Genomic DNA, 12,540 nt, shown 5'->3' with positions numbered 1-12,540 from the left:
ATTATAATATAATTATATCATAATAATATTATAATAATCTTAAATTAATATTATTATAATATTAAAATAATATTATTGACTTAACTTTTTTTACTTCATTTTGGAATATATTTATCACTCCAAAGTATCTACTATCATAACTTTTTATATTTTCACCCATAACAAAAAGTTCATTTTCTTTTAACTTGCATTTAAAAGGTTTAAATTCTAGTGGATTACCTTCGCTATCAAATGAAAAAATTTTAGAATCAGGCATAAGTGTTTTATTAATAAACACACCTTGTCTATTAACTTCTACAAAATCTCCATTTATTGCAACAATCTTTTTTAATAAAATTTCTTTCTTTTGTGGTATTTTTAAAAGCACAATATCGTTTTTGTTAAAAATGGAAGAGCTAATTTCTTTATATAAGCCCAAAGGCATTGATCTTGTATGGTTAAAATGAAAGCCACCAAAATAAAAAATAAGATATGAGAGGATTAGAAGAAATACAAAGGAAAAGGCAAATATTGCAATAGTTTTTCTCATAGCATTATAATGATATTCCTTTATTTTGCTCCAAATCTAAATTTTGTCTAAAGCTTTTTAGATTGGTTTTAATTATGGCTTCAAGTTTTCCTAATTTCAATTGTGAAGCTTCTACAGATGCCATTATCATTTTATCTTTTGGTATTAAATTTAAATCAAGTTTATAACCTGCATTTTTAGCCAACTCATTTAAAAATATTCTTTGAGTTCTGCCGTTACCTTCTCTAAAGGGGTGCAAAGCATTTAGGTTTCTAGCAAATTCGGCTAAGTTCTTTGCGAAATCGTTAAGATCTTTTGAATTTTTTAAGTAATTGTCTTCTTTAAGCCAAGTAAAAATTTGTTGAGCGGTTGCATTTAAATCTTTTCCAGGAATAAAATTAGTAATTGTTCCATTTGGTGCATATTTTCCAAAATTTCCATGCAAGCCTACTTCCATTCTATCTTTTCCAGCCCAGTGAAATACATCTTGAAAAATATGTTTATGTATATTTTTCAAGTGCTGATAATCAAAATTACCTCTGATAGGATTGAGCGTAAGTTCTCTTTCTCTTAAACCAGTATAAAATCTCGATTCTTTATCAAATAATTTTTCATCTTTTATACCGAGTTTATTATCTGTAATTAATCTTTTAAAAAGTTCTTCATTGCTTTCTTTCATATTCTACAAATCCTTTTTCTTTATATTCAGCAATGATTTCATCAGCACTTAACTTTAAAGCACTTTGTTTTATCATAGCGATAATATCTAATTCATTCATGTAAATACTCTCTATAGCATGATTACTTATAACAGATTTTATACCTTCATAATCTTCCTTATTTACATCATCTTTATATTTTTTAAGTATCGCAAGGCTTTCTTCTAAGCTATGCACTTCGGGATATTGTTTTTGCATTTTTACTCCTTTATAATAATTAATATAATTATATCATAATAATATTAATATTAAATTAAATAAATATTATAATAATATCATAAAGATATTATTATAATATATTACCTATTTGATTAAATGCTTTATCTTTGAAAATTTTAAGCCTTTGTTTCGACATTAAAGAAAAGTTTTTATCTTGCATAGCTTCACCAAAAGTTAAATTCTTGGAAGTGAGTTCTAACAAATCTTTGCCGAAAGTATCTTTACTTAAAGCATTAAGATAAATAATAGCTTTGATTTTTTCTTTGATAGCTTGATATTCTTTAGTTTCTTCAAACTCGAAATCATCTTTGATAATTGATCCGTGATATTCATTAACCCACACCACAAAAGAGCAATTAAAAGCTTGTGTGAGTTGTGTTAATCCCAAAATAGTATCATCTCTTGCTTGTCCGCCTACGATAGGGACATGCATAAAAACTTCTAAACTATTGCTTGTTAAAAAGTCTAAAACTTCATTTTCTTTAAGATAATCGATTAAAGGTATAAAAGTAGTTGCACCGCTATCAATAATATAGTTTTTAGCCTTTTTTTCAAAAGCTAATTCTACAATTTTATCAAAGGCACGGACATCAAATTTTCCTTCATCATCAATAAGTTGTAAGAATTTAGCTTTTAAAGCTTTTACATTGAGTAAAGTTGTATTGTTAGGATCTGTATCAATAGCGACGATACTTTCTCCTTTATCTAAAAAATATTGACATAGCAAAGAGCTTATAAAACTTTTACCTATACCACCTTTGCCATTTAAAACAAAATGTATTTTTGCCATTTTTATTCCTTTTGTATCATAAAATATCGCTGATTTGTTTATCCAGCATTACTTTTGACCTTGCAGAGAATGCGGGATCTTTAAAGTATAAAATTTGTTTTCCATAAATAGGTGCTTGACCTGCTATAAAAATTAACATATCACCAGGAGCGATTATCTTATCATCTTTATCTTTTTTAGCTGAAGGCAATCGCATACACTCATCAGCTGTAATTAAAGGGCGTTGCACTTCTTGTATAGTTTCACTAACATTGCCAAGCATTACTGCAGTTCTTTTTCCAGAACTTGTAAGAGATTTTTTAATAATAGTTGTAATTCCGCCCATTTCAGATAAGAGTTTTGCAGTTTCGATTTTATTTGGTGTAAAGGCTATTCTTATGTGACAGTTTGAAATAATTGTTTCTTTTTCACCATAAATAGAATAAAGTTGTTGAATATCTTGAATAGATCCGTAAAACTTCATTCCATATCCTGCCATATAAGCAAGATTTTCTTCAAGCACTCCTAATTTTCCAAACATAGTTAGCTCATCAGCTAACACTAACATTTTATGTTTGTATCTTTTGACATTTTCCCCATTTTTGAAACTTAAAGAATCATCAGTTAAAGTTCTAAAGATTTGATTAATGAGTAAATTAAAAAAAGGACGCAGTCTATCTTTTTGTCCTGGTGGAATGATCAAATAAAGACTAACAGGGTTATCATGATTCATTAAATCTTTGATTTTAAAATCGCTTTTTGCTGTATTCTTTGCTAAGATAGGATCAATATAAAGATTTAAAGTTTCCGAAGCTGTTCCTATTACACCGCTTAATTCTTGAGTGGCTTTATTTTTCATTGATCTTGATATGCTTTGTATAATTTCTTGGGTGTTTTTATCCATCGTGGAAATATCGCATTCAACCATTTCTTCTAATAGCTCATCGATACTTTGATTTGGATCATTGATGAATTTATAAATATCAGTTAGATTTGGGGTATTTTCACCTCGATATTTTTTTAAATGCAAAGCATAAAGTATAATTGAAACTAAGAAATTTGCTGCTTCACTTTTAAAATAAGATGTGCTACCTTGAGTAGGATTAGTAGGGGGAGTTTCGCCTTTGAAAATGAGATTAATTGCAATATTTTGAGTGTCTTTAATCTCGTGCATTGTTTCTAATCTTATTTCTTCTAAAATATTAAATTTTACGGCACTATCATCTAAACAAGTAGGATCTAATTTTAATACTTTATTTTTGGCGTATTTTTGTCTCCAACCCGCAGTTAAAGCCCATAACTCACCTTTTATATCAAAAATAAGTGCAGATTCTTCCCAAGATAAAAGTGTAGGTAAAAGTAAGCTTACACCTTTACCACTTCTTGTAGGTGCAAAAAGCATTACATGTTCAGGACCATCGTGTCTTAAATAATGAAGTGTTTTTTTGTGCTCAAAACCACCGATATACACACCTTTATCTTTATCAAATACGCCACTTTCTTTGACTTCTTCTAAAGTAGCCCAATGTGCCGATCCATGAAGATTTTCTATTGCTTTTGCTTTACGCAAAAAGGCAAGTTTCACCAAAATAAAAACAATAAAACAAAATGCAACACCTGCAAACATTAACATAAAAAATTTTTTGAAAAAATCAGGATAAAAAGAATAATAAGCATAACTCCAAGAAATCCACTTAAAAGGATTATAAAATCCATAAAGTGAAGTTTCACCTAAGCTAGGGGAGTAATTAAACGATTTTGCTAAATATTGCGTTGCAATTTGGCTAATAATAGTAAATGTTAGGAAAATTCCAATAAGCCCTAACATATAAACTAAAGCTTGATTAGTTTGTTTTTTCATAAAGAAATCCCTATATCTTTTTTAGTTGAAATTTCTTTATTAATGCCTTTATTTTTATCAAGTGCTTTGGTGGTAGCTTTTTCAGCCATTAGTTGCTTTGCAATTTGTTCTTTTAATTGTTTTTTAATTTCTTCTAATCCCCTGCTTTTCATTAAATCATTAAAATCACTTAAGCCTTTTTGTGCTTCTTCATTTGTAAAATTTGGCAATACGACTTTTACTTCGGGGTATTTTTCTTGTATGCCTAAAGCTGTTTCCTTGCCTACATTCTTATTGCCGTTTAATTCTTTTTTTATATCATTATCCCCTGCAATAATAATATTCATTTTAGGATATTTTTCTTTTATACTTGTTACGATAATTTCTAAATTCCCAGCATCTACTCCCATTATAGTAGGGGATTTTGTAGCTTCATAAACACTAGCACTTGTTGCAAATCCTTCGCAAATATAAACTTCATTGACATTATCTAAATTTTTTGCACCAAGTAAGAAAAAATTGCCTTGCTTTTTTGCAGGGTATTCTATGCCTTGCTCTTTTTCTTCTGCTGTGCGTGTAGCTCCTATCATTTTATCACCATTAGCGAAAATCCTTTGTGTAGCCCAATATTTGCCTTCAATATCTCTTAAAGGAATTAATAAATTACCGTTTTTATCTTGCTTAAGATAGAAATTTTTATCAAATCCTTTTTCTTTTAAATAAGGGTGTTCTGAATTAGCCCACCTTGCGTTATTATATTCTTCTTCAAGTTTTAAAGCTGTTTTTTCATAAGCTTGTGCAAGTTCTTTTTCTCTTGCTTCTTTCATTGCTTTATTATGTTCTATTGCATTTTTAAAGTTTATTTCTTGATTTTTAGTATTTTCAAAAGAATTAGCACTTTTCCAATTTTCTTTAATACCAGTTTTATAATTTTGCACAAATCCCGCAGGGTGTCCATTTAAAAATCCTACATAAGCTCCGCTTTTTTCTCTTCCTTTATCTCCTATAACACTAACTCGATGAAGTTTGCCGTCCATTATAGGTTGTCCTTCAATGTTGAGTTCATATTTTTCTAAAAAAGCTTTAAATTCATCATGCGTATTGCTATAGTTTGGTGTTAATGATGATTGATTTAACCATTGATTGAAATTTTTTAGATCTGTTCCCTTAGGAGCATACCACATTTTAGCTTCCTTATCCCATTTTGCACCTGCTTTTTTAGCACTTTCTTTCTCTTCAAATGGAACATATAGGTAAGTTTTTTTAGTTACCAAGTTTAACTCCTTATCTTGTGTAAGCTCTTGTTTCTGTGTATTTGAGTTTTCAAGCTCTATTTTTTGTTTTTGCTCCAAAGAAAGACTTTCAATAAAATTAACAATCTTTGTAGCGTCGGAGGTAGCTTTAAAAATTTCATTCGGTTTATCTTCTAAAATTTGCACCCAACTATCAATATATGATAAATGTTGTCCTGGATCATAATCTAAACCAATTTTACCATTAAATAGAAAACTTGCAATTTCGGCTCTTAATTCTTCTTTGGCATATTCTTTAGAACCAAAAGGATTGTTTAAATCTCTATCTAATCTACTTGAATGACCGCTCCAATGTCCTAATTCATGTAAAGCAGTTGCGTAATAAGCACTTTCATTTAAAAAATTTTCTTTTGGTGGTAGTGTAATAGTATCATTTGTAGCATTATAAAAAGCTCTATTTCCTTGATGATGAATAATCGCTTTTGAATCGTCTAAAATTTTTTGTGCCTCTTTAATTATTTGAAAATTATCAATTTCTTGTTTTGGTTCTAGTTTTGGCATATTTTCGATTTGTTCAGCGTTAAAAACATAAGCGAAAAATACTTTAGGATTTTCTAATTTTATTTCGATTTGTTCTACTTCTCCTTTTTCATTTGTGATAACATTGCCTTCTTCATCTAATTTATCAACTATTTCGCTAAATTGCCAATATTGAATTAAAGTAGATTTTTCACCCTTTTTAACTTGTGCATTAATACTTTGTGCTTGTTTATAAGTAAGCCATCTAGGATCACTATAATTTTGTAGCATTAGATTAATACTATTTATGCCATTATAAGGCTTATTTGTAATAGGATTATAAGGCATGTTATTAGCTAAATCGATACCTTTCCAAGGTTTAATCCATGGTGCAGTTCCATTTTTTAAACTTTCTATAATTTTATCAGCTGTTTCTTGGATAAAGTCTTTGTTTTTCATAGAGTTATCCTTGATCTTCTATGCCTTCTTTGGCATCTTCTTCACTTAAAGCATTTTCTTCAAATGCACCTAATTCTTCAGCAGTTAGCGGATCAATTTCATAGCTGAAATTTGGTATTGTTTCTAATTCTTTAAAATCCTTCATAATTTTCTCCTTCTTCAATATTAGGTATTGTTTGTTTTTCTTTTTTTGGTGTTCTAAAATCTATCTCTTTTGCTTTTATTCGGTGTTTTGAGTAAATTTTTCCTTCATGCTCCCAAGTGTCTTGAGTTAGTTCTCCAACCACATCAACTGAAATGCCTTTTTTTAAATATGGGTGCATGGCATTAGCAAAAGAACCAAAAAGAGATACTTCGATATAAGTTGAATTCTCTATCTCTTTATATTTTCTATTATTTGCTAAAGTAAAAGTGCATATTATGCTACCTTGATTACTGTGTCTTAATTCAGCGTCAGCTGTTAATCTTCCGCCTATTGTAATATTATTAATCATTATCTTGTTCCTCATCTTCTAAGTTATCAAATAAGCTTGGCTCATTATCATCAAATTGTGTAGGTTTATTCTCTTCCAAATTTTCATTTTCCATTTTTACTCCTTTTTTTGTGTTTGCAAATTGAAAAGATTATAAGCAATCTTAATTCTTGTATCTGATTTTCTTGCTTTTTCTTCTAAGTTATCTATCATTTTTGCCGTTGAATCGTATTTAGCTACATAGCCATTAGAAAATCCTTTTTTTAAATCTCCAGTATTATAAATACTTAATGCCTGATTTATACGCTCCTCCTTTGCTAAATTTTCATTTGTCATTTCATACGCCAAATAAAAAATATCACTACCCGCTTTAATATTTTTACATGGATCTAAAAGATCATCAATGCTATAATTTTTAAATGTAGGAGTTTTAAGATTATTTGAATTAAATTGCATTAAGCCAATATCAACGCTATAACCTTTGTTGATAAAGCTTTGCGTTAGTGTTTTTGCTTCATCTTTTGTTTTTGGAATGAAAGATCCTATTTTATTAATATTAATTGCAAATTGTTGATTATTGCTTTCTATTTGAATAATTTTTTGTATGATTTGTGTTTCTACATTTGGATTTTTACATTGTTCAATTAAAGCAATATCAATCATTTATCTAAGCTCCAAAGGTTCTAAAATAATATCTTTAGTTACAAAGATATTAAATTTATATCCAGGACGAATTTTTAAAGTAGGGCTAACATTCATATTTTTTCTTATCATCTCACTTGCAACTTGTCCCATTTGTTGAATTGCTTGGGAAATAGCCTTATCCGAAGCGGTTTCTTTTTCTCCGTTTGTGCTAGAATTATCAGATAATGCAATTCCTGCAGTTATTGAAGAAAGCAAAAATGCAGAACCAAAAATTCTAAAATAATGATTATCTACTTCATCTTCAAATCCTGTATATCCATCTTGTGAAGTTCCTTGCATACTATCGATATTTAATGTATCTCCATTTGGAAAAATAAGCTTATTCCAAGCTACTAAAAGCCTTGATTGTCCATAAATGATATTGCTTGAATAAGCTCCTACAACTTTAGTGCCTTGTGGGATTAAAAGATATTTACCTGTTGAAGTATCATAAACATTTTGTGTTACTTGTGCCAATATTTGACCTGGTAAATCGGAATTAACTCCTGTGATTAAAACAGCGGGAATGTTCCACCCTGCTTTAATTTCATAAGGACTTAATGGTTTTTGTTTCGAGTGTTTTAAATACCCATTGTCATTTTTTTGTGATAAAAATTGCTGACCTTGTGCATCTTTATTTGCATTGGTATCTAATCCACCTAATCCTGCACTTGTATTGACTTGATCATTTGGAATATTAGGGTAATCGGTTTGAGAAGGGGTAAAATGATTACCTATTGTTGGTTTTTCTTGAATTTCACTTTTAATCCCTAAAGAAGTTTGGCTGATTAAAGCTTTAAGTTGCATATCTTTTTTTAATCTTAATTCTCTTTCATCTATTTCATTGTTTTGCATAAGAATAGGTGTTTGTATAGGTTGAGGCTTGATTTCTTGCTGAACTTGTTGAGTGATAGGGATAGTATTATTAACAGGCTGTAAGGTTGAGTTTTGTTCTTTTATTTGTTTAGTTTGTGATAATTCATCAACATAAGAAGCAATATTTTCAATTTTACTTGTGCTTTGTGTTTCTTCTTTTGGTGCAGTTTGTGTAGCTTGCTTTTCTAAATTTTGTTTTCTTGATAAAGCTACATAAAATACGCTAAATAATACGATTACAGCAATAGTAAATAATATTATAATAGGGACTTTAGAAAGTCTTTTATTATTTTTTGGTAAAAATTTATTTGGTGAAGTATTAATTTCGAGCATAATTCAACCTTTAATTTTGCGGAGTAAAATTAAAACTTGTCATATTTATTTTTACAAGCTTGTTTTCAATGATTTTATAAATCACATTGATTTTACTTTCATTGATATTAAATATTGCAATTACATTTTCATTGTCAATTTGCGAAACCTGATAGCTTAGAAAGGTTAAATTTTTTCTCGAATGATCGTTGCTAATTGCATAACCTTTATTTCTTAATGTATTTACAAAATAATCCGAAAATGCTTTATTGTCATTTATGTCACTGAAATAAAATGTAGTTTTGTTAGGCAAATAATACGAAATGATAAATTGCGAAAAATCATCAGCGATTTTGTCGTAATTTATTTTTGTTTCTTTAACCGAAAAGCTAGAAGTAAAATATTCTGAATTGACTTTTGCACATGAAGTTATAAATAAAGCGATTAACGCCAAAAATAAAATTCTCATTTATTATCCTTTTTATTTTTATTTTGAAGTGATAAATCGTAAAGCACGTTATTGACTATATCTTGATTAGCCTTGTTAGAATGCTTTGTGATTGTAATTTTTTCTTGTTTTGAGCCTACATTTGAAAGTAAAATTGCTTTATTAAAAAGTCTATCTACAATAAATGTATCATATTTTAAGCGATAATTTACAATTTGTTTTTCATTACTAGAATCTAAAACCATAAGTGCGGGTGCTTCATAGAATTTTAAATTTTTTGGCATTTGAATATAAGTTTTTATGCCGTCATTGTAAATTCTTAAAGGTTTAAAAGGTGCATTACCTTCAATACTATAACCAAAGTCTAAATTTTCAATATTGCTTGGAATTTCATCATCTTTTGTTTTATAGAAATTTTTAGCTTCAGATTTTGCTTTCATTTGGTTTTTATAATCTTCTAGTGTATGAATGATTTGATTTGTATAATTGAATGAAACTGCAGGCATAAATTTCTTAGCTTCAGATATTAAATTTAAGCGATAAACTCGTTTATTTGTCATTATGTTCATGGTTGTTTGTAGGTTTTTATCCGTAGGTTTAACGATAATATGAGAAACTAAATAAGGTTCTTCCCCGCTAATACTTAAAGATATAGCCCATCTTATACTATCGCCTATTTGAACATCTTTAATCACTTCTCCAGGTTCTAAAGAAATATCAGTAAGTCTTAAAGGTGCAGTTACAATGCTTGGCATAGCTTCGCCATAAAGAAAAATTACTTCTCCATTATTTCCTTGTATAGTAGTGGTTTTTGAATTTATCCATTTTTGAGCTATTGCTAAATCTTTTTTTTCTTTTGGTGTGAGATTTGCAAAATCTCTTTCATTTAGATTGTTAGCATATGCACTACTACCAATAAATAAAAGTAAAGACGCAATTAAAGAAAGTTTTTTGAGTTTTTGAATATAATTTTTTGGGGTGTTTGCCACAAGGTCATCACCCTTGTGGCGAAAATCTAAGCCCCTAAAGGAGCTAAGATGAATGCCATAAAATTCATCATAGTTGTAATTATACTCCTTTGTATAATTATAGTCAAGGCTTTTTAGCCTTGCCCCACTTGTTGGGGTGTGGTGGATTTCCCTTGTGGCTGTATTTGTATTAAAAATAAACTTTTTCATATTTAACTCCTTATAAAATTTTTGCAAAATTAAGATCTGTAATAAAAATCCCTAAAGGATTTTTTAAAATTTGTTCTTCAGTTGTAGGAACGATTTGTTTGATTTGGAATAATCCTCTATAAGTTTCCTTAGAAAGAATATCTTCATTTAAATTTGTAGTTGTTTCTTCCCATTCAACTTGCCAAGTATCAATATTTTGAGGGACAATATTTTTAATTTTAACTCGCACATTTTCTTTAGTTGCTCGTTCAAAAGGATTATTTTTACGATATTCTTCATTTAAAAAATTAAATGCTTTAGATTTTGGTTCTACATATGTGTAAGCATCAAATATAAATTTTCTTTGAGTTTGTGGATTCCCCCAAACAGAACGCCAAGAATAAATGAAAGTATTTAGACTATACTTTATGACATTTGGATTCTTTAAATCAATATTTTGAACCATGCCTACTTTAGCTGTATTTCCTAGTTTATCAACTTCTACAATATAAGGTATAAGTTTGTTTTGAGAGCCGATATAGCCTATAAAGAGAACACATACAAAGCACATAGCTAAGCTGATCATCGCTACAATTTGCCAGTTTTTAGCACGAGTGATATAATCGCCGTATCTTTCTAGCCATTCGGTTTTTGCATTAAGATAAGGATTGCTTGAAGTGTCAAACTCATTCTTTTCTATCTTTTGCTTTTGCCTAAAAATATTCATTATTTTTTTACTCCTTTTTATGATATAATTAATTTATCCATTTGGTAGATGGACTAAAAGTTTCACAACCTGTTTATTTGGTTTAAGCTCGGTTCTCTTATGAGAAATCGAGCTTTTTTTTTGGCTATTTGGTTGGGTGTGTGGGTGGAAACCAAATAAGTAGGAGTCCATAATGGAATTTTTTAATCTTTTCATTGCGGTAATTGCAGTAGTAATTACACTTTTTAGAGAAGAAATAAGAAAAATCTTTTTTAAGTTTAAAAAGTAAATTATCGCCGTTTGTGAAACGCTAATGCAAGGACTTACCACCCTTGCATTGGTTTTATTATTGCATAGCATTAGGATTTACTCCTGATTGATAACTTTCTTCTTTTGGTGTTCCAGATGATATACCACCTTCACTTGCTTTTCCTTGTATATCTTTAAGTTTTTCTTGTAAGCGATTAGCCATTTGATGAGGCATTCTGCCTTTTGTAAGATTATCTCTTAAATGCTCTCCTCCAGAAGTTGCTAAATGTTTTGCTACGCCTTTAACTAGATCCATTCCACCTTTACCACCTTCTGCTAAATGCAACTCTTTAGCTGCGTTCATGGCACGAGTAACACCGACAGCTCCTACAGCTGCACCCGTAGCAGCCCCTGCTGCCATGGTGGCAACAGCCCTAAAACCTGCAGCAGCCCCTGCACTTTCTCCAATACTACCATTAAATACAGCTTCTATAATACCAGGAATCATTTTTGTAATCATGCAGAAGATGAGAGAGGTAACAAGAACAGCTAATGTAATTTCATATGATATTTCTTGATCCATTTCATTATATGTTTTTTCTATTATTGTAATACATAATCCCATCAAACCTTGTATCATAAAAAGTTCTATTCCAACTTTAATGGCTGTTGTTATAGGATTTAAGCCTATTTGTTTAAAATGGTTTAAACCACCTAACGCCAAAGCAAAATATATAATTACATTCATTAAGAAAAATTTGAGATATACGATAAGCAAATCAATCGCCATAAGCACAAAAGCTATTAAAATAATAATTCCAGAAATAACTTTAAAAAAACTTTCTCCAGGGCTTGTTACACTCATAGATTTTAAAATTATCATAACAATTTTAAAAGCATTTTGAATAATATTACTTGGATAAATATCAAGTCCATTATTTACATTTGTAGCCAATTGCGAAAAGCTATTAAAAATGATTTGAAGCCAGTAATCTACATTAAATAAGAATATGAATATTCCAATATAGATGATTTTTTTAATAAGGGTAGCTAAAAACTCCCCAAATTCAAAACCGCTTAAAGCTTTTAAACCAAAAGTCCAAACCAAATCAATAACGACTAAAGTAAAAAATACCCATAAACAAGCGGTTTTAATAAGAGGAGTCCATGATAAAAGCCCGTTGCGTAATATATTTAGGACACCTTCTGCAGTTTCAGCTCCAAAAGCTAAATTTGGAATTAAAAAACAAAAAATTAAAATTAATCTTAATTTATTTCCATTTAAGGGCGTCTGTTTGATAGTTTTGATTTTTGCCAATTCCATAAGGAACGCGACTATCGGATTGCAT

At 29.4% G+C, this 12,540-nt stretch carries 14 protein-coding genes; all 14 read right to left on the bottom strand.

The window, feature by feature from the left end:
* Positions 1–61: 61 nt before the first annotated feature.
* The 14 genes from lepB to trbL all read right to left on the bottom strand — a co-directional run bounded on the left by lepB (position 62) and on the right by trbL (position 12,515).
* Positions 62–529 carry a signal peptidase I gene (lepB, locus tag ELQ11_RS08470; protein WP_057033504.1) on the bottom strand — a complete coding sequence of 156 codons (468 nt, stop codon included), beginning with the start codon at positions 527–529 and terminating at the stop codon, positions 62–64.
* A 4-nt stretch (positions 530–533) separates the two neighbouring features.
* A complete protein-coding gene (locus ELQ11_RS08465; protein ID WP_126232208.1) occupies positions 534–1,187 on the bottom strand; it encodes a Fic family protein in 654 nt (217 codons plus the stop codon).
* Complete coding sequence (locus ELQ11_RS08460) at positions 1,171–1,425, bottom strand: hypothetical protein (protein WP_057039917.1); 255 nt, start codon at positions 1,423–1,425, stop codon at positions 1,171–1,173. Before ELQ11_RS08460 ends, ELQ11_RS08465 begins: the two co-directional genes overlap by 17 nt.
* Before the next feature lie 91 nt (positions 1,426–1,516).
* Complete coding sequence (locus ELQ11_RS08455) at positions 1,517–2,236, bottom strand: conjugal transfer protein TraL (RefSeq protein ID WP_057033501.1); 720 nt, start codon at positions 2,234–2,236, stop codon at positions 1,517–1,519.
* A gap of 16 nt (positions 2,237–2,252) precedes the next feature.
* Positions 2,253–4,076, bottom strand: coding sequence for a type IV secretory system conjugative DNA transfer family protein (locus ELQ11_RS08450; protein ID WP_086032322.1), 1,824 nt, complete (start codon positions 4,074–4,076; stop codon positions 2,253–2,255).
* Positions 4,073–6,286 (bottom strand): zincin-like metallopeptidase domain-containing protein, encoded by a 2,214-nt coding sequence (locus tag ELQ11_RS08445; protein WP_134225251.1) that lies wholly within the window; start codon positions 6,284–6,286, stop codon positions 4,073–4,075. Before ELQ11_RS08445 ends, ELQ11_RS08450 begins: the two co-directional genes overlap by 4 nt.
* Before the next feature lie 4 nt (positions 6,287–6,290).
* Positions 6,291–6,431: a hypothetical protein gene (locus ELQ11_RS09925; RefSeq protein WP_019109038.1), complete on the bottom strand. Its 141-nt coding sequence runs from the start codon at positions 6,429–6,431 to the stop codon at positions 6,291–6,293.
* Positions 6,418–6,780: a single-stranded DNA-binding protein gene (locus tag ELQ11_RS08440; protein ID WP_002907809.1), complete on the bottom strand. Its 363-nt coding sequence runs from the start codon at positions 6,778–6,780 to the stop codon at positions 6,418–6,420. The genes ELQ11_RS09925 and ELQ11_RS08440 overlap by 14 nt, the downstream gene beginning before the upstream one ends.
* Before the next feature lie 96 nt (positions 6,781–6,876).
* Complete coding sequence (locus ELQ11_RS08435) at positions 6,877–7,422, bottom strand: transglycosylase SLT domain-containing protein (protein ID WP_002907793.1); 546 nt, start codon at positions 7,420–7,422, stop codon at positions 6,877–6,879.
* Positions 7,423–8,652 (bottom strand): TrbI/VirB10 family protein, encoded by a 1,230-nt coding sequence (locus ELQ11_RS08430; protein WP_019109040.1) that lies wholly within the window; start codon positions 8,650–8,652, stop codon positions 7,423–7,425.
* Positions 8,653–8,662: 10 nt separating this feature from the next.
* Positions 8,663–9,100, bottom strand: a complete 438-nt coding sequence (locus ELQ11_RS08425) for a hypothetical protein (protein ID WP_134225250.1) — start codon at positions 9,098–9,100, stop codon at positions 8,663–8,665.
* Complete coding sequence (gene trbG / locus ELQ11_RS08420) at positions 9,097–10,257, bottom strand: P-type conjugative transfer protein TrbG (RefSeq protein WP_171824265.1); 1,161 nt, start codon at positions 10,255–10,257, stop codon at positions 9,097–9,099. Before trbG ends, ELQ11_RS08425 begins: the two co-directional genes overlap by 4 nt.
* A 10-nt stretch (positions 10,258–10,267) precedes the next feature.
* Complete coding sequence (locus ELQ11_RS08415; protein ID WP_002907783.1) at positions 10,268–10,963, bottom strand: VirB8/TrbF family protein; 696 nt, start codon at positions 10,961–10,963, stop codon at positions 10,268–10,270.
* 325 nt (positions 10,964–11,288) lie between these two features.
* On the bottom strand, positions 11,289–12,515 hold the full coding sequence (gene trbL / locus ELQ11_RS08410) for a P-type conjugative transfer protein TrbL (protein ID WP_134225249.1): 1,227 nt from the start codon (positions 12,513–12,515) through the stop codon (positions 11,289–11,291).
* Positions 12,516–12,540 lie beyond the last annotated feature (25 nt).

This window comes from Campylobacter sp. US50a (assembly GCF_004379015.1).
Lineage (GTDB): Bacteria > Campylobacterota > Campylobacteria > Campylobacterales > Campylobacteraceae > Campylobacter_D > Campylobacter_D jejuni.
This window is presented reverse-complemented; position numbering and strand designations above follow the sequence as displayed.